Annotated in this window: 16 protein-coding genes and 1 pseudogene; 5 read left to right on the top strand and 12 right to left on the bottom strand. The window is 45.5% G+C overall.

The genetic code is table 11. From position 1 onward, the window contains the following. Positions 1-18 precede the first annotated feature (18 nt). From ACSF8X_RS21255 to ACSF8X_RS21265, 3 genes are all read right to left on the bottom strand, one after another. Positions 19-663: a hypothetical protein gene (locus ACSF8X_RS21255; protein ID WP_157037821.1), complete on the bottom strand. Its 645-nt coding sequence runs from the start codon at positions 661-663 to the stop codon at positions 19-21. Between the two features lie 242 nt (positions 664-905). After that, on the bottom strand, positions 906-2,129 hold the full coding sequence (locus tag ACSF8X_RS21260) for an HlyD family secretion protein (protein ID WP_500851363.1): 1,224 nt from the start codon (positions 2,127-2,129) through the stop codon (positions 906-908). Further along, positions 2,122-2,511: an MFS transporter gene (locus ACSF8X_RS21265; protein WP_500851364.1), complete on the bottom strand. Its 390-nt coding sequence runs from the start codon at positions 2,509-2,511 to the stop codon at positions 2,122-2,124. Before ACSF8X_RS21265 ends, ACSF8X_RS21260 begins: the two co-directional genes overlap by 8 nt. A 169-nt stretch (positions 2,512-2,680) precedes the next feature. Here ACSF8X_RS21265 and ACSF8X_RS21270 point away from each other — a divergent pair, with 169 nt between their 5' ends. After that, the gene (locus ACSF8X_RS21270; protein WP_047878938.1) at positions 2,681-3,712 is read left to right on the top strand and encodes an AraC family transcriptional regulator; all 1,032 of its coding nucleotides are present in this window, start codon (positions 2,681-2,683) and stop codon (positions 3,710-3,712) included. A 16-nt stretch (positions 3,713-3,728) separates the two neighbouring features. Here ACSF8X_RS21270 and ACSF8X_RS21275 read toward each other — a convergent pair whose 3' ends face one another. The 4 genes from ACSF8X_RS21275 to ACSF8X_RS21290 all read right to left on the bottom strand — a co-directional run bounded on the left by ACSF8X_RS21275 (position 3,729) and on the right by ACSF8X_RS21290 (position 6,911). Continuing rightward, a complete protein-coding gene (locus ACSF8X_RS21275; protein WP_500851365.1) occupies positions 3,729-4,208 on the bottom strand; it encodes a hypothetical protein in 480 nt (159 codons plus the stop codon). A gap of 193 nt (positions 4,209-4,401) precedes the next feature. Next, complete coding sequence (locus ACSF8X_RS21280; protein ID WP_047878940.1) at positions 4,402-4,911, bottom strand: porin family protein; 510 nt, start codon at positions 4,909-4,911, stop codon at positions 4,402-4,404. 369 nt (positions 4,912-5,280) lie between these two features. Then, a complete protein-coding gene (locus tag ACSF8X_RS21285) occupies positions 5,281-5,850 on the bottom strand; it encodes a porin family protein (RefSeq protein ID WP_047878941.1) in 570 nt (189 codons plus the stop codon). Positions 5,851-6,011: 161 nt separating this feature from the next. Continuing rightward, positions 6,012-6,911: an AraC family transcriptional regulator gene (locus tag ACSF8X_RS21290; RefSeq protein WP_500851366.1), complete on the bottom strand. Its 900-nt coding sequence runs from the start codon at positions 6,909-6,911 to the stop codon at positions 6,012-6,014. A gap of 195 nt (positions 6,912-7,106) precedes the next feature. Between ACSF8X_RS21290 and ACSF8X_RS21295 the strand changes: the two genes are divergently transcribed. Next, entirely contained in the window at positions 7,107-8,258 is a 1,152-nt protein-coding gene (locus ACSF8X_RS21295; protein ID WP_500851367.1) for an iron-containing alcohol dehydrogenase, read from the top strand. Between the two features lie 151 nt (positions 8,259-8,409). Here ACSF8X_RS21295 and ACSF8X_RS21300 read toward each other — a convergent pair. Continuing rightward, positions 8,410-9,021 (bottom strand): annotated as a pseudogene (locus ACSF8X_RS21300) (murein L,D-transpeptidase catalytic domain family protein); the annotation flags it as partial. Positions 9,022-9,626: 605 nt separating this feature from the next. Between ACSF8X_RS21300 and ACSF8X_RS21305 the strand changes: the two are divergent. Beyond that, the gene (locus ACSF8X_RS21305) at positions 9,627-10,325 is read left to right on the top strand and encodes a helix-turn-helix transcriptional regulator (protein WP_240478296.1); all 699 of its coding nucleotides are present in this window, start codon (positions 9,627-9,629) and stop codon (positions 10,323-10,325) included. A 157-nt stretch (positions 10,326-10,482) separates the two neighbouring features. Further along, complete coding sequence (locus ACSF8X_RS21310; protein ID WP_500851368.1) at positions 10,483-11,145, top strand: hypothetical protein; 663 nt, start codon at positions 10,483-10,485, stop codon at positions 11,143-11,145. Between the two features lie 41 nt (positions 11,146-11,186). Here ACSF8X_RS21310 and ACSF8X_RS21315 read toward each other — a convergent pair whose 3' ends face one another. The 4 genes from ACSF8X_RS21315 to ACSF8X_RS21330 all read right to left on the bottom strand — a co-directional run bounded on the left by ACSF8X_RS21315 (position 11,187) and on the right by ACSF8X_RS21330 (position 17,351). Further along, positions 11,187-11,897: an aspartate/glutamate racemase family protein gene (locus ACSF8X_RS21315; RefSeq protein WP_157037823.1), complete on the bottom strand. Its 711-nt coding sequence runs from the start codon at positions 11,895-11,897 to the stop codon at positions 11,187-11,189. Then, the gene (locus tag ACSF8X_RS21320) at positions 11,894-13,138 is read right to left on the bottom strand and encodes an S-methyl thiohydantoin desulfurase domain-containing protein (RefSeq protein WP_500851369.1); all 1,245 of its coding nucleotides are present in this window, start codon (positions 13,136-13,138) and stop codon (positions 11,894-11,896) included. Before ACSF8X_RS21320 ends, ACSF8X_RS21315 begins: the two co-directional genes overlap by 4 nt. Before the next feature lie 116 nt (positions 13,139-13,254). Continuing rightward, positions 13,255-16,068 (bottom strand): hypothetical protein, encoded by a 2,814-nt coding sequence (locus ACSF8X_RS21325; RefSeq protein WP_500851370.1) that lies wholly within the window; start codon positions 16,066-16,068, stop codon positions 13,255-13,257. Positions 16,069-16,472: 404 nt separating this feature from the next. Then, positions 16,473-17,351, bottom strand: a complete 879-nt coding sequence (locus ACSF8X_RS21330) for a LysR family transcriptional regulator (RefSeq protein ID WP_500851371.1) — start codon at positions 17,349-17,351, stop codon at positions 16,473-16,475. 199 nt (positions 17,352-17,550) lie between these two features. Between ACSF8X_RS21330 and ACSF8X_RS21335 the strand changes: the two genes are divergently transcribed. After that, the gene (locus ACSF8X_RS21335) at positions 17,551-17,766 is read left to right on the top strand and encodes a DUF1656 domain-containing protein (protein WP_053062451.1); all 216 of its coding nucleotides are present in this window, start codon (positions 17,551-17,553) and stop codon (positions 17,764-17,766) included. The last annotated feature ends 4 nt before the right edge of the window (positions 17,767-17,770 follow it).

The following is a 17,770-nucleotide window of genomic DNA, read 5'->3' on the forward strand; positions in this document are numbered from 1 at the left end:
TCTCATCCTACGTCTCTATTACTGGTACGTTACCGCTAAGACACCATCGGACACCACCAGCTCAGCCACTTGTGAACCAGAATATTGTGTTTTGTGCATACCGTTCAGCAAATCTTGCACATTCGTAATGCCGGCTTGCTGGGCACGTCGGTAGCTATTGTTATCAACCATCATATAACGGCGTGATACACGGTAATCGTAACGGTTAGCCAATGCAAAAAGCTGGCTATCGAGGGTCTGGGCATCAAGCGACTGCAAGCCCGCCAGAACATCCAATCTCTCATCAGCTACCTCCAGCGAGACAAACACAAACCCTTGGCGGCGAAGAGAGGCTAGTACCGAGGTGTAAGTCGATACGGAAAGTGGATACTCCACCACCAGCCGAGATGCCTTGTTCCCGTCAAAATACACCCGACTCTGGCCATCCCGGATCCCGAGAGGCAGATCCTGATCGAAACAGTACACTTGGGTGCGCTCGCCTATCGATGGCGATGGCTGCCCGTCCCCCGCCAGCAATAGCGAACACTCATAGCCATCTGCCACCGTGGCAACCTGTTCGGGACTGTCCCCCGCCCAGATTCCGGCCGCCAATTCCCCTGCCATTGATACTGGCGCAAAAAAATAGCCAGCCCCTATCCAAAAGGCTGTTTTCAATACTGTCATGTTCCGCTGCATTGGGCGTAATCCGTTCCCTAACTTTGCCAACTGGCCGCTACTCTATCCCTATCCCCCTACAAGCTCAAGAGACTATCTCCGCTATGACTAGACAGATAAAAAAAACTGCAACCCCCATAAAGAAGATTGCAGTACTACGGTCAGCATTAACGTAGAAAAGAAAGCAGTGTTCATACCCAGCGACGCCTAGATGTTCTGCTCGACACCTTTAGGTCACTGGGGAGTATCTATTACATCGACCACACGTAGAATATTTGTGATTTCATACGGATGATAATGCCGCGTATAACGTCGAGGAACTGCAAGAACGCGATAGGTTTTTCGGCACTGATCCAAGCCAAACCGACAGAGCCTACCGGGATGTCGTACTCTCCGGATTCAAGCAACTTCAGTCTCACGAAATGATGCTTGTTCATCGCATTCTGGCCCGTTGTCTGGCGCACATTATCGTCTCGGCCAATCAAGTTCCCCTGACTTTCACCGGTCGCTTCGATAATGCCCTCCACCTCAGCGCTGAAAATCTTGCCCGGGTAAACCGCCGAGGTAAATTCAGCGCGCTGGCCGACTTTGACATTGCGTATCGCCTGGTGGTTAACCCGCATCAATACGTACTTCTCATCGGTGTACATCTGGATGCGAGGCACAACCCCGACATACTGGCCTTCTCGCATGATATAGTTGGTCAAATAGCCATCAGCTGGCGCATGAACTTGGGTATTGTCCAAATTCCATTGCGCCTGAGCGACATTCTCTTGCTCCTTGGCAACATCAACCTCACGGCTACTAACCTGCAACTGGGCTTTTTCGTAATCCAACATGGCTCGATTCGCGACTACTCGTGCCTTGTCGATTTGCGACTGCAACGTCACCACATTGGCCTTTGCGACTTCTACCGCCGTTCGCTGCTCATCGATCTGAGTTTCGGTAATGGTATGCTTAACCGCTTTGTTCTGTTGCAGGTAACGCTGCAAGGTTGTCTGCTTCCATTGCAAATCTTCTTGCTCGGCGACCAGCTTGTTTTTACTGATCTCGATATCTTTCTGCGCCGCCTGATAGTTCTCATGCCCGATCCGCACATCTTCCTTGGCTATCGACAACGCCACCTCGGCGGCCTGATACGCCGCCTTGGCTTTATTGAGCGCAATGCGATAAGGTTCGTCGTCCAAGGTATATATCAGCTCCCCTTTGGTGACACGCTGATTAGGGCGAACAAAAATCTCATCCACCTGACCTTTGATCTGGGTCGACCCCGGACGCAACTGAATATGCGGTGCCTGTACCACCGACCCACCGGACATATCCATCGGGGCAAAGGTAATCAAACCAATCCAAACAAACACCAACCAACCGGCTCCACCCAGATAGGCAAACGACTTGGTAAATTTATTCCACGGCATGCCAACCATGCGCAGCAAATAGATAAACAATGACCATACAGCCAAACCCTCAAGCATTCTCCGCCTCCTCTTCACGCTTCACCGCATAATCAGCGGCCGTATGGCGATGCTTTATGCTAGCAGCATCAGGTTGCTCTTCTTCTGATTCGTCGCCATGCCAGATATCACGGATGCGACGAAGCGCCTGTTCACCATCGACAAAGGCGATAATCACTGCAAGCACCCATACCCAATGCCAGATAAATCCAATCCAAGTCAGGGCTGTTATCAACCCCAACTGGTGATGCTCTTTCTTGTGGGCTTTCTGGATAGGTAACTCATGGATACGCCAGAAACCATAAATTGCAGCCCCCACCGAACCGACTAGAATAATGGCAGCGACAACATGGAGCGCTGTATCTACCCCGCTATCAACAAAAGGCATGCTGACGAGACTCATAATGTTCTCCGAATATTAAGCAATGTTATGAATATAATACGTTGTTTTTATGAGGCTTATTGTCTGTGGAAATGTGATGGGCGTACTTATCGTGGATTGTTTTGCTCAAAAAACTACAAATATTGATGTAATCTATCCATCAAATCATTTCTATCTGTAAGCACTTGTTATGCCGGCTCCCCAACCCATATTTGACGCAGCATTTACCCGCACCTTGTTTTTGAAGCCCTTCCTTCAGGCAGTCAACAAACAACTCGGGGTCGATTACACCCAATTAGGGATCCCGGCATCCCTCGCGGCCGAGCCGATGGCCCTTGTGCCCTACCACGATGTCAACCGCTGGCTTGAGCAGATCGAAACCGAGCTGGGCGATCCCAGCTATGTGGCCAAAATCGCACCGTGGCTCAAGCTCGACAACATGGACAGGCTCGGTAACTGGTTCCTCTCTACCCCTGAGCTGGCGCTGTCGTTCCGCCGTATTAACTACGGCACTTCATGCCTACAATCGGGAGCGACATTTCACGGGGAACTATCCGGCAGACTGATAAAGTGGTGTTACGACAACCATTTTTCGAGCGGAAGAGGCCGACTTCATGACAGCTTGCGGATCGCCATCATGCTGACCAACACAGTGCGTTACTTTATGGGCGAAAACTATTCACCGCTGAAAGTGGAAATTAGTGGACCCCGCTGTGACGCGGTGGCTTTTGAGGAGTATTTCGGTTGCCCTATTCGCTGGAATGCACCCAAAACCAAAGTCTGGATCGATATTTCTATTCTGGAACACGGAAATACCCAACCATTCCAGTTCAACCGTCCCATTATGCTATCCAACCTCGATATGGACGAGTTTCTCAACATGCCACAGCCCCACGATGCCGCCAAGGTCATGTACGAGATGATCAACTATTCGCGCTACTACGGTTATCCCTCTCTGGATTTCGTCGCGGGGAAATTTCAGCTCTCCAAGCAGCAGCTACAACGGCGGTTACACCAGTTTGGCTGGAGCTTCACCTCAATTACCAGCTATGTGCTCTGTAATCAGGCCATTAAATATATGCAAACAGGCATGCCCGTCAAAGAGATCGCCCAATCCCTTGGCTACCGCAATGTACAGAGTTTCAGCAAGGCATTCCAACGCCAGCGAGGACAGACACCGCACCAGTATCAGGAAACCCTGCTGGAGCGGTGTCGTTTTTAATGATGGGATTCAATGACTAGGCGCGTCGAACACAGTTGAGGCTAAAGCGCTGGTCGGGGGTTATATGGTGCCGCATCTCAAACACAGCGTGGTTTGCATCAACAAATTTAGGGGAGAAAAAGATCCGATACCCCATCAAGTCTCGACGCGCATCGGCATTGAAAGGATCTATCTTGTACAAGTCAGCCCGCAGCTCACGACTGAGCTTAGTGGGCTTAAGTACGTACTCATCACCATTATGGAAATACTGGTAATCGACGTTAAGCAGAAACTCAAGCGCCACGCTATTGTTCTCGCTCTGCCTAAACCACTCTTGGGACGCGATCGTTCCACCAGCATCAAAACGATAGGTTGTCCATTCCACTAAATCGCTCTCTTGGGCCTGTTCGCGGCTACACTGCCAAGTCCCCCCTTCGAGGGTATTGGCTTGTGCATTTACGGCCCCTAGCAATCCTACGCATACTACGCCGACTGCCCGAATGAAATTCAGCCCCATCCGTGATTCCTAATGTTCTGTATTTACAGACAGTTATAGCACTTAATCATACACAACAAAAGATAAATGACACCTAGGAATAGCTTAGGCTACCCAGAAAAAACAGGATTCGGGCTGTTCAAGCACCCTTAATGGAATCAGCGTCTAACAAAAAAAGGGAGGTTACCCTCCCTTCACTGACAACCCGTGTAAATCAGAATCGGTAATCGACGGACAACACAACCTGCTGAGAATAATCCAACCGGGTATTGTTCTCCTCGTAATCTTGGTCAAGATAACGATAAGTGACATCCGTTGACCACTTGTCGTTAAATTTATACATCGCACCTACCTGACCGCCCCAGACAAAATCTGTCGAACTTTCATTACGGACTTTGTTATCTGCCACACCCGCTGAAACACCGGCGAACAAATTCACTTTCTGGTGCACCGGCACAAGATAATCATAAGAGGCCAAGAACATATTTTGCGATGACTTATCCATATAACTATAGGTACCCATCACGCGGTGATGATCATTCAAAATCGCACCGCCACGTAACTGATAAGTCGCATCTTCGCCATTAGGGGCATCAGTACCTTTCAGTTTGTCGTTTTGGTAACCCACACCACCACCAACAAACCATTGCGTATCTGCAGCAAATGCTGGGGAAGATGCCATAACTGCCAAGGCTAAAGTCGAAATTGCTGTGATCTTTTTCATGTCTAACTCCTTTCCCCCTGCTCAACGGCCTACCATTAAGCCAATTCCTAACAGGGAGCACTCTGTGTTTTGTACCGTGTTGGAATTACGATACACCCAGAACCTTAATCAGAACTTAAAATAAAAAACATTGTTTTAAATCTTAACTCAACCTGAATATACCAATATAAAGAATTGTAAATTCAAGATTTAATTCATCTAAACCGCGCGGTACGATGAATAACAAGATATGCAAGAACATCCGATGGTCGCACTGGCACAGCATTCATGCCTACGGCAACCTTCATGATCCTTGGTAAAGCGGGGGGAGAAACAAAGGGCCTGATGGCCCTTTGTTTTGAAGATAATTATCGCCACGCGATATAGATATCAGAACTTATAATCGACTGACCACACCACCTGCTGGGTATAATCAACCTTTGTCATTCCTTCATTGTAGTTCTGATCCAAGTAACGGTATGTCAAATCTGTCGACCAATTGTTACCAATGTTGTATTGAGCACCCACTTGACCACCCCAGACAAAGTCTGTCGAGCTGTTGGCCGCAAAATCCGTTTCAAATTTGTTATAGGCCATTCCCGCACTCACACCGGCAAACAAATTGATATTTTGGTGTACTGGCAGAAGATAGTCATAAGAAGCCAAGAACATTTGCTGCTTCTGCTTAGTATCCAAACCGAGAAGGGCATGCTCAAACTTGTCCTCAAAATAGCTATAACTACCGGTAATACGGTGATGATCGTCAATAATCACACCACCGCGCAACTGATAGGAGACATCTTCATTAGTCTTCTTGTGCTCATTAAGGATCGTCTGCTCTACCCTGTCATTCTGGTATCCAATACCACCACCGACAAACCACTGGCTGGAATTGGCAAAAGCTGGGGCTGCGGAAAGAGATGCAATGATAAGAGTTGAGGCTACCGCGTACTTTTTCATAAATTCATCCTTAGTCAATGATTATCAATCATCAGGCAAATCGTCATTGCCCTGTGTTTTATGAACACTGTACACGTATAATCTGAACCAAAACTTAACCAATAAAACAGTGTTTTATATGTAAGTAAATATGAACAACCTGCCTGTTTTGCTTCAAATTTCTAGGAAAATCCGATATGAGCTGCTTGGCTTGGCGGCACACCAAAATAGCGCTTGAACTCCCTACTAAACTGAGTCGGACTTTCATACCCAACTTTCAATGCCGCCACACTGGCTGCCATGCCGTCTTGCACCATCAGGGTTTTGGCCCGGTTCAAACGTATTTTCTTGATATATTGCAAGGGCGGATCGGTCACAACTTGCTTGAACGACCGGTGGAATGCCGACACGCTCATCCCGGCCATCTCAGCCAGTTCATTAATCACCAGCTTTTGGTCATAGTGACTTTGGACATGGTTGATCACCTTGGAGACCCTTGCCAGGGCGCTATCTTGCTTGCAGTAATGGGCAAGCAGACTTCCCTGCTCGCTACTCAGCAGCAAATAATACAATTCGCGAACAACCTGCCTGCCGAGTACCTTGGCATCCACCGGACTTGCCAAGCACCCTAGCAGACGGCGCAAACAATCACGAATAGCAGGGGTTATTGGGGTTACGGCCACCCCTCTGTTCTGCTCTTGAGCCCAAGCTTGCCCCTGCTGTGAAAAATGCTCCACGGTATCAACCAACTCTTGAATAATCGTCAGGTCAAAATCAATATCCAACCCGACCAGCGGCGCCTCCTCAGAAGCAAAGGTCTCACAGGCAATCGGGTATGGTGTTGCCACAATCAGGCAATTTTCGGTATCGTACTCAAACTGATAATCATTCAAATGCCCGACCTTGTTCCCTTGCAAAATCACCACAATACCTTGCTGGTACATTTGCGGGGTCATACGGTGATAACGATTTATCCGAAATAAACGTACTCCAGAAACAGCGGTTTCGACAATTCCAGGGCCTTTATCTAGCTGATAATACCGACACAATGACTCGCCAAGCTCTGCACAATGCTCAATCACAACGGCTATATCCCCTCTTTATGCGTATGCTATCACTATGCTTAATCAAGTAGAAATAGGCAAGGATAAAACAGGATCGAGCATGCCATTATGTCTCTTGCTGGCATAGACTATTGGCAACAAGCTCAGAGAGGCTTTTGCGAAAATCGCACTGTCATCCCTCAATCCAGTCACTCGATACAACGGAGATATCGCATGGACAAGTTTACCTACCACAACCCAACCCGCATTCACTTCGGCGAAGGACAAATTGCAGCCATTGCCAATGACATCCCTAAAGACAAAAAAGTGCTGGTTGTATACGGTGGCGGCTCAATCAAACACAATGGGGTTTACGATCAGGTTGCCAACGCATTGAGTGGGCATCAATGGGATGAATTCAGCGGTATCGAGCCTAACCCGCAGTACGATACGTTGATGCAGGCTGTAGCCAAGGTCAAAGAGGGTGGATTTGATTTCCTACTTGCGGTCGGCGGCGGTTCTGTCGTTGATGGCACCAAATTCATCTCTGCGGCAGCCCGCTTCGCAGGCAACGACCCATGGGATATTCTGGCCAAACAGCAACCGGTTGTTGATGCTGTGCCTCTAGGATGCATCTTGACCTTGCCGGCAACGGGCTCAGAAAGCAATGCTGGCTCTGTAGTATCACGCGGCAAAGACAAGCTATTTTTCATGTCACCACTGGTCCAGCCTATTTTTGCGGTACTTGACCCGAGCACAACCCTCAGCCTATCTCCTCGACAGGTCGCCAACGGGGTGATTGATGCCTATATCCATGTGATGGAGCAGTACTTAACTTTCCCAGCCAATGCCAAGGTTCAGGATCGCTTTGCTGAAGGCCTGCTGATGAACCTGATTGAGGAAGGCCCTAAAGCACTCTCAACGCCAAATGATCTGGCTGTTCGCGCTAATATTATGTGGTCTGCAACTCAGGCACTTAACGGCTTGATTGGTGTCGGTGTACCGCAGGACTGGACAACACATATGATTGGCCATGAACTAACTGGTAACTATGGCATCGACCACGCACGAACTCTCAGCATCATTCTGCCCGCGGTCATGAAACAGCGCCGAGCTGACAAGGCAGAGAAACTATTGCAATACGGCGAACGCATTTTCGGCATTACCGAAGGTAGCAACGACGAGCGTATTGATGCCGCTATTGCAAAAACCATCGACTTCTTCAAAACAATGGAAGTTCCAACTTGCTTGGCGGATGTCGAACTAGATAGCACCGCTATTGATCCCGTTATGGAAAGCCTGGAAAAACACGGGATGACCGTGCTTGGCGAGCGTGGCAATGTCACATTGACCGAGAGCCGAGCCATTTTGGAAACAGCGCTGTAATCACGAATAACGACACACTATCTATGACGCCCCGTACTCCTTCCCGGGGCGTCTAACGCCTGATAGCAATAAATGATTCTGTTTGCTCTGTCTCCATCGGCTCCACACGATTAGAAACCGGCGTATTCCTTTCTTGATTCAATCTATGTCGCCGACTCGCCAAGACAATACTTCCCCCTTTAATCAAGTCAATAATCTCTCGGGTCTGCTCAGGAGGAAGGGCCGGACATCCCCAGCTCCAACCGATGAAGTTATTCTTTTCAAGAAAATCAGGAGAGGCGTAATCTGCCCCGTGAATAACAATCAGCCGATCGCGGGCATTATCATTCATACCTTCAGAAAGGCCATCCAAACGCAATGAATAGCCATACTTTCCGTAGTATGTTTCTGCTGTTTTATAGATGCCTAATGATGTTTGGCGCGAGTTAGCCGTATTAGAAAAGCGAGTCGCGTATTTTCCCCCACTTTCAATACCGTGGGTCGTATATGTTTGATATCTTAACTTTTTGCCTAATAAATCAACAACATAAAACCTACGCTCATCAGACGGGCGATTAAAATCAATAATCACCAAGTTAGGGTTGGCTCCGGATCCCTGCGTCAGGTATGCCTCAACCCCTTCCCGAAACAGAGGGTAATCGATCACAGGTTGCAAACCGGCACCTCGGTAGACATCCTTGGCTAACAGGTCAACCTGTTCACTGATCGTGTTTGCCAACAAAGGCTGCGACACGAGAGCAAGCAACAATAATTTTTTTAGCATTTTTACAATCAATTGTGTGATTATTTTGTTCCATCCTAGATAAAATAATCTTAACAGACACACACAATGATCACCCTAAAATTATCACCTTTATGGCCAACCTGCCTCGCCGCGTCATAAATGAACAAAAAAAAGTGGCATATGCTCATATTATCTATCACCTGCCACTGAGCTTATTTTTACGATATGGGAAAAACACCATTTTTTTAAATAAAACGTATAAACCATGATATGGCGAGATATCACAGTTTCACTAAATAATGACACCTCGGGCATTTCCAAATAGTCGAACAATATAACTTTTGAATAATTGATCGCTTCCGTCTAAGCATTTGAACATGACAATGCGGGCACATTTTAAATTCCTCCTTGGTATCCAATGACATAAGTCTGCCTATGGCAGAGCTACAATATGCTCATATTTAAATCTACCCCGACAAAGGGGTATAATTCAGTATCATGTAAGTATCAAATGCAACCTGTTGCTATTAAACAGATTTAAACCAGAGGTTGGCGTTATTGCATTTTCAAATAAACAACTTTATTCAGTAAAAAGGGGTAATTACCCTACTTTTTTTTATCCATCCTCTTGGTAGAATGTTTCAGTGAAAATAGATAGCAAAACATATATATCTGTCATGATTGACGTGATGGAACAATACTCTCACCCGGCCGGACTAAAATCTAAAGACGGTGTTTTTGCGTACGCGAATTCCGCATACCGTGCATTAGTTAATGCGCCAAACGATATCGCAGGGCTTACTGATAGTGAGATTCCATGTGATACCGCCCAATTTGCAGCAACCTTTTTAGAACAAGACAAAATTGCTATACGTGAGAACAAAACCATTTCAACCATTGATATTCATCAATATGCTCATGGTTTTGACGCATACACTTTTGACAAACGCCCTATCATCATTCAGGGTGAACCTTGGGGCATACAGTTTCAGGCTCGAAATCTACGAGAGGTTGTCAACCTAGCCACCTTCGCAGAAGTCTTTGCACTGGACAACAACACAAAGTCGTTCAGTACGTTGGCACCCGAAATGATAGCCTTAACCAACTCACAAGAAATTGTCTTGTTCTGGTTGTTAAGGGGACGCCAAACCAAGCAAATTGCCCAACTGATCCACCGTACACCTAAGGCTGTAGAGAAACAAATTGCCAATTTAATCGTCAAGTTTTCCAGTGTCGGTGTTACAAATCGAGCTTCTTTGGTGGAATATGGCAGACGAGGCGGGTGGCTTTCCGTAATACCACAACAGCTATTCAAGACACCTTGCTCTATTGTCATTAACTAGCCAAGTCTAAGGGCTTGGCTAAGTTCCTCACCCTCTCGTACCATTTACAAAAAAATCAATAGTATCAGTAAACTAATACCAAAATGATACTGATTCATCGCTAAAATCAGATTAAAGTCTATGTAGAAAAACAACACCTTATCGGGTTAAAGAGCATATGATGGTTAGTTTTAGCGGCATCAACAAGTATTGCGATGCTATTGAGAACATTAATATCAACAGAAAGTCTCCTCATCGGCTCTTTATCGAATACCATACCTGCGAGCAAACAACACGCACCGGCTCTCCTATCAACAACTATGCTTTCTTACTTTTCCAAGGTGCAATTTCCCCTTTCAATCATGATCCCCTTTGTATTTTTCACGCTATCAGTGCCTCCGTCACTGGATACAGAACCTACATCGAATCTGATATCGATTTTTCCCGGGGCACATTCACATTAGCACTAACGCAATACTCAGAGTTTGGGCAAGATATATCCTGCTATATCGTTTTTTGCGAAGGTGAAATTATTGAAAAACAATTCTGTGATCTTGAAATATTAAAAGTTACAACCAACGAAAATAGTTACCATTTTAGAATAAGATACTACGCTCTGCCTCATACTCCAAATAATGAAGTAAATCATGCCATCATCATTTATGACGTAACAGGCCGTTCCCGCCAACTTGGAATGAAAGTAATTCCGCCTCATAGAGAAGAACAATACCAAACGCTTACTGTAGAAAATATCCAATATGGCTCGCAACTTACTATCGGCTATTATCGAGATCCCCTTTTCAATACCTGTACTGCCAAACATCGCATCATCATGGAATAAAACACGAAATAAAAAAGGAGGGCTTCCCCTCCTTATCAAAATCAAGATATCCCATTAACCTTGGGGTAACTTATTTGGCTCTGCCTCAATTTATTTAAAACTAATAATTCCAAATACTTAATAGCACAATGATTGGGATCTATGACGGGAATATAACAACTTAGCTCTTCAGACAACACTCTACTTAACGGCTCTGCGTAACCAACAAACCCTGTGCACCCAAAGATGATGGACTCAGCCCCATTACTTTTTATGGCTCTCAAGGCATGGCTAACCAATAGGTCAAAAACTCTTTCTTTATTGTCGAGATCATAAACACCAAGATCCAGAGCAGATATCGTTGCCAAATTGCCCTGAATACCAAACGCCCTGACATGCTCATTTTGCAAATCGTGCGTGCCGCGAATGGTTAGAATGGCATATTTCTGGCTTAGCATCATCGCAGTATATGCACTAGCCCTAAACCCGCCAATAACGGGAATATCAACCAATTCACGCGACTGCTCCACCCCACACATATCCATATCGGTAACAAAGACACCATCATAATTCTTGGCTTCCTTGCCGATTAACTCAATTACATGCGGAGCATTAACCGCCAAATCCACCCGTGACTGGATACAAGAGGTACCTTGATTGATATTCTTCACATCGATTCGAGTATCCGGAGCCACAACCTCTTTCACACTTGCAGCTATTTCAGCATTAAAATGATCGGTATTAACCGGTGTTACGACGAGTAGACGCATCATTGACCTCCATTTTGACAATGATCTACAAATGGCGAAACATAAGTAGTGATCGCAGGCTTAATACCCAACTGCTTACGCATGGTATTAATTTCATTAATGAACAGCTTCTGTAAGGCAGGCGTATTCATACCTTGCGCCGCCTGAACCGCAAATACATGGACATGCATTCCCTCTTTGATCTCGGTATTGCTTAATGTGTGTCCGTCCGTCGTTACGTAACATATTGAGTCAGGTCCCATTACTGCTGGCTGGTAATCACAGCCGCTTTCTTTGGTCTCTAACAAAAGCGTTTCATTTTCAGCAACCGCACGATAAATTCGCCCTCGTCCGCCATCCTCGTGCATAATGACTTCAATCAGGTCAAACCCTTGTTCCGTATAGTTCTTTGCATGCACAACGGTTGCGGTTGTTACTTTGATGCCACCGCTAACAGCTTCAATTTGTTTCGCTAAACTTTCTTTTTCCGCCAGTCTAATCGCCGCCCCCAATAGACGGGCCCTCTCTAGCGAACCCGATACATAATAACCTTGTTGACTCGCTTGAATAGCTTGTCCTGAAATCGCAAAGCAACTCATGGCTGATCGTTGGTCAAATCCCTGATCATCACTAATAATACCGTGCATCATGTCATTGAGATTACCCAAATCATCAGTATTAATAACCAATTGTGCACCACCATCAGCAATTGTTGTCTCAGAGACAAGTGCAACGGGAGAAAGTCTCGGTGCGCCTGGTACATTCTGAGCCGGGCCAACCATCGGCAAAACAGGCACTGCACGGCCGCAACCATCCATATTCATAATTGGTATGTTTTTTTGCGCCGCCAACAACATGGCCATCCCGTACGTCAATGTTCCTGTTTCAATAGCAATGACAGACTGAAACTCTAGAGCAGGGCTAACTTGGACACAATCAAAGGTCGTACTGCGAAGCTGCAAAACATGCTGCATCACTTGCTGGTGAAGATCAAAAGCCCATTGCGGGGAGTGTATAAAGCCATCATCACAATATTTCTGAGGTGAACCAACCGCACCAACAAATGGCGCGTAAAATCCTGCTCTTCCAACTTCAGGATCATCAACATCAAGGTATGGAAGAGCCTTCAACCCCTTCTCGTCCATCACTCTCTTGGTGTCTTTCAGCAAAAGTTCACCGTTGATGTAAGCACCACCTCCCCCACTGGCATAAAAATGTGACCCGCGAATAATATCTTTCAAATCGTCGTACGAATAACCCTTCATCAATAGTCCTTATTGTTATTTCAGTTATCCCCTTGAGCGTAACCGCCTCTGAATATTTATTGGTATCAAATCAGTATCAAAAAACAATAAGGTGACCTCACGCAGCTGCATTGATTTTAATGCTCATACATTTCAATCTGCCGCTTTAGCAAAGGGGTACAAGCTTCATGAGCAAGAGCCTGAGAAATATATTCATCGTTATTTTTAATTTTCCCCATTAAAAATAACATATCCGGCACATAACATTGCGCGCCTGTTTCCGACGCGTCTCGAACAGACTGCTCTATCACCTTAACAGCTAAATCATACTGACTATCATCAACCAGTACCTGGGACAGAAGCAAAGAATACATTGACTGAGTCAGACAAAAACCAGAGCTAGACAACCAGCGCTGATACCCCGTTACCAAGGTCTCAATATGACGTGGAGATGGGTCCAGTTGATACGCTGCCCAGCCTTCAATTATCGATCCCATTCCGATATAAAATGGAAATCCATATTCTCGTGAGATATCAACCAGCTCCCGCGCATACTGGAGGGATTTTTCAGGGTTTTGCTCATGCCAGTAATACCATGCGGCTCCCTGAAGTGCGATGGCTATACTAAATACGTGCCCGCCCTTTCGACTTTCGTCCACCATATCCAGCATCATCGATTCGCAGTTTTCCAAACCCAATTGCGAAGCCGACAATAACTTAAAACACCATGCCAGCATCCGTGGATCATGCCCAGCCAGCTCAAGACTGCTTTCACGCAACTCATCATCGCAACACTCAAGTGCCCGCGAGCTATACTCGTAAGTACGCTGAGCGTCGCCAGCCCAAAAGCTAGTATTGGCAAGGGCAGCCAAAGACAGAACCCGCCCAGCATCATCATCAAGCAACTCGGCCAGCTCCAACGCCTTGTCGGCGTAATATATAGCCTTATCAATATCAAGACGGGTCAGGGCAACTGTCCAAACGCCAAACAGCGCATTAATTTTTCGGTGTTCGCTCTGGGAAATATCGCATTTTTCGATGATCCGATTATAAAGTTCGATCAAACTCGGAGAAAACCAGCCGTAACGAACCTTATAAATATTGGCGAGGTAGAACATCAAATCAAGCTCAAGATCGACACACTGTGCTTGACTCACAGTCCCCGTATCAAAACCCTTAAGCCGCAGATTACCCAGCAGCTTTTCTGCCGCTTTAATTGCCCCTTCAGCGTCACTGTACAGCCCTTCTGCCAATTGCAGATTACCGCAGCGCCCCAAATAATAAGCCGCTTTAAAATCTAAACCCGCAGACAAGAACTGATCAGCCAACCATTGGAGTCCCGTCAAATTATTGGGAATGTTTGTTTTTTCGAAATATTCCGCTAACTGACGATGAAGGTATAACTTCTCACTGCTTGCCAAACTTTGTGATAGCGCATCAGCGATCAAATCGTGGGCCACAGTAAGCTGGTCAACACCATAAGGTATAACAAGGTGGGTTTGATAGAGTGTTGATATATCAATTTTTTCAGATAATAAGGCCCGAATATCTTCTAGCCTTAGCGGTTTATTCGCGATCGCCAATATCTTCAATACATTTCGATCTTCCTGCGATAGCACAGCTAATTGCTCTTCGAACAATAACTGCAATGTATCCGGAACCGTCGCCAAATCATGACTTGACAGCAACAAGGATAAATACAGCGGGTTACCTTGGCATTTTGACACTATTTTTTCTGCCATCTCCTCAGGTAGATGCGAACCAGAATACTGAGAGACCAAAAGCCTACACTCACTCGCAGTTAGTGCGGGGAGTATCAAACTTGCATCAACCTGAATATGCCGTTGAACACGGGCCTTGTCAGCCACCGTCGCCGTCACTATAACAGTCAACACCCGGTCGGCGATCTCAACAACAGCCTCATGCAAAATCTGCATTCCTTGCTCACTCAGCAAATGGACGTTATCTATAAAGACAATATCAGCACTACCTTGTTTTAGCTCTCTGATAACATTGGATTCATTCTTCTCGATATCAATCCAACCAGTTATCAAACCATCTTGCTGTATCGTCTCGCTAAGCTGATGCAAAAAACACGTTTTACCAATCCCCTGCTCCCCCCAGATCCCAATCACTTTGCTCTTATTGGTAAGAATACTTTCAGCAATTTGTCGTTTAACTTGCTCAAGCTCAACATCGCGCCCAATAAAATAAGGGCCAGATGGCAGGCTATTCATTACATCCAGTTGCCACCAATCAGGTTTTACTGAGTCATTCAACGCCGTAAAATGAAACTGCTGTAAATGCAAAGCTCTCAGTGATTCGCTCACAATGAAAGTGTTGTACGGCATATCATGGCTGGTTTCGATTAACGCCGTTAACTGCTTTTTATCTAGAAAAAATTGCGATTCTTGACATAAAATTGTGGTGACATTGACTAAGCAACAAAATGGACTCAATATTGATGAACGCGATTTTATTTCGTTAAAAAGGTCAAACATACAAGATAATGTTTGCTTTGATTGAGAAAAATTATTTTTATCTTGAATAGCACTCGAATAACGTCCAAATGCCGCAACGATATAGGTTCCATATTTCTCTATCAGCAATGGCTGGTAACTCTCAATTCTTGCCAGTGCATAGGAATAGACTTCAACATCAGAGGCTTTGAAAAGTGCCACCACACCAAGCCGCTCTTGACATGTAGCACTCTCTTTCTCTTCACTATCAGGCAGCATAATAAGGTCATTAACTTCAATGCCATAGAAAGCCGCAAGATTTTTAGTCGTTCTATAATTTACTACCTTTCCTGTCTCAGCTCGTTTTATTGTAGCAATAGAAATTCGCAAGCATTTCCGTTCGCATGCATCTGCCAAGGCCTCTTGACTTAATCCATATTCTCTTCTTAATGACTTCAAATATTGACTATTAAGAACCTGCTTACCATCCATTCCGTAAACCTTTTTATTCTAAAAACACCACAATTGTAATTTAAGCTAGCTAGAGCATAACGACATTTAATCTGAACTCTGATATTCGATGAGCTCATATGAGGATAAATAACCATCTTGTAAATACCACAATGCTATACAACATAATAAAATACCAATCACTACAATCAAAATAAGTCACATTAACTTGATTTAGACCACGTAAATTCAATGTAACACTCATCTATTACACTGAAATTTTATAATGCAAACGAGACATGTTGATTTATTTACTTTTAAAAAAAGTAAATATGAGATTTAAAAACAGAACAAACAAATCCATTGCTAATAGCTGAATATACTTACATTACCTCAAGAATACAGGATTCAACACAAGCTATCTTGAGGTAACTAGGTGTACCTAACTACTCATTACTGACTCGACTGAGTGCATCTTTTAAAAATGCACTAATTAGTGTCAGCCTTGCGGTATTGCGTAACGACGGCTTGTAAAGCATAAACAACTCAATTTCTGGTAATTTATAATCAGTCAAAATCTGTATCAATTTCCCCGTAGACAACGCCTCCCTAACTTGGAAAATCGGCTGCATCGTGATCCCTGCGCCCTCCAATGCGGCTGCCATCATCGCCTGCCCGCTGTTCATCGTCAGTCGCGACGATACCAATGGCGAAAAACTTTGCCGACCGTGATAAAAACACCACTTATAAGCACTATTCAAACCGCTCGGCTGAAGGCATTGGTGATTTTCCAGTTCCATCGGATGCGATGGCACACCGTATTTAGCTAAATATTCCGGAGAGGCGCACACCACCATTTCAAAACTGCGCAATTTGTTGGCGATCAAGTACTCATAGCCATCCACCCGATCGCGAAAAATAATATCGTACCCCTCTTTTTTGATATCCGGCTGGTTGTTGTCCAATATCAGCTCAATTTCCAACCTCGGGTACTGCTCGATAAAGCGGGCTAAGGCTGGCGAGAGTGCTTTTATTCCAACATTCACCCCAGCACAGATCTTCAGCTTCCCACACGGCTCATTCATATTACGATAAATATCTTCCTGCGCAGCTTTGAGCTCTGCCAGAATGGTCAAACAACGCTGGTAATACTGCTCTCCAGCAGCCGTCAGGCTTTGAAAGCGGGTTGATTTCACCAGCAGTTTGGCACCCAACGAGGCCTCCAGAGCACGGACATGCTTGCCTACCATTTGGGCACTTATCCCAAACTCATCGGCAACTGCTGCAAAAGATCCGAGCTCAACGGACCGTACAAATATTTCCATACTGGTGATTCTATCCACGTAGGCCCCACCCCCAATTAACAACAATTACGCTCATTTTTCGAGCTTGATTAGAAACCGTGAGTTTCGATTGTATTCCCTTAATGGATATTTATTCCAGCTAATTATGTGATTAATATCACAGCATTATCACATTGGCCCTTCTGGCCACCTACCCCGCGCTTAAGAAGAGAACCTGACTGTGCTGAATGCTATCCCCAAAGAAATTGCCATCGGCGATATCTACCTCCCCCCGTTGCTCGTTGCAGGCTTTCTCGGGGTTGTCTGTACCTCTTTGACAGCCCGGCTATTAAACAAACTGCAATGGCATCGATATGTCGCCAGCCCTCCTCTGGCCGAACTCTGCATCGCCATTGTTTATACGGTCCTCATTGGTACCTACGTTTTCCCTTCTTAACCTG

Source organism: Photobacterium panuliri (genome assembly GCF_059920555.1).

What these genes read in the sequence shown, in the direction of transcription:
- ACSF8X_RS21255 (WP_157037821.1), bottom strand. Translation starts at nt 663, where the DNA reads ATGACAGTATTGAAAACAGCCTTTTGGATAGGGGCTGGCTATTTTTTT.
- ACSF8X_RS21260 (WP_500851363.1), bottom strand. Translation starts at nt 2,129, where the DNA reads ATGCTTGAGGGTTTGGCTGTATGGTCATTGTTTATCTATTTGCTGCGC.
- ACSF8X_RS21265 (WP_500851364.1), bottom strand. Translation starts at nt 2,511, where the DNA reads ATGAGTCTCGTCAGCATGCCTTTTGTTGATAGCGGGGTAGATACAGCG.
- ACSF8X_RS21270 (WP_047878938.1), top strand. Translation starts at nt 2,681, where the DNA reads ATGCCGGCTCCCCAACCCATATTTGACGCAGCATTTACCCGCACCTTG.
- ACSF8X_RS21275 (WP_500851365.1), bottom strand. Translation starts at nt 4,208, where the DNA reads ATGGGGCTGAATTTCATTCGGGCAGTCGGCGTAGTATGCGTAGGATTG.
- ACSF8X_RS21280 (WP_047878940.1), bottom strand. Translation starts at nt 4,911, where the DNA reads ATGAAAAAGATCACAGCAATTTCGACTTTAGCCTTGGCAGTTATGGCA.
- ACSF8X_RS21285 (WP_047878941.1), bottom strand. Translation starts at nt 5,850, where the DNA reads ATGAAAAAGTACGCGGTAGCCTCAACTCTTATCATTGCATCTCTTTCC.
- ACSF8X_RS21295 (WP_500851367.1), top strand. Translation starts at nt 7,107, where the DNA reads ATGGACAAGTTTACCTACCACAACCCAACCCGCATTCACTTCGGCGAA.
- ACSF8X_RS21310 (WP_500851368.1), top strand. Translation starts at nt 10,483, where the DNA reads ATGATGGTTAGTTTTAGCGGCATCAACAAGTATTGCGATGCTATTGAG.
- ACSF8X_RS21315 (WP_157037823.1), bottom strand. Translation starts at nt 11,897, where the DNA reads ATGATGCGTCTACTCGTCGTAACACCGGTTAATACCGATCATTTTAAT.
- ACSF8X_RS21320 (WP_500851369.1), bottom strand. Translation starts at nt 13,138, where the DNA reads ATGAAGGGTTATTCGTACGACGATTTGAAAGATATTATTCGCGGGTCA.
- ACSF8X_RS21325 (WP_500851370.1), bottom strand. Translation starts at nt 16,068, where the DNA reads ATGGATGGTAAGCAGGTTCTTAATAGTCAATATTTGAAGTCATTAAGA.
- ACSF8X_RS21330 (WP_500851371.1), bottom strand. Translation starts at nt 17,351, where the DNA reads ATGGAAATATTTGTACGGTCCGTTGAGCTCGGATCTTTTGCAGCAGTT.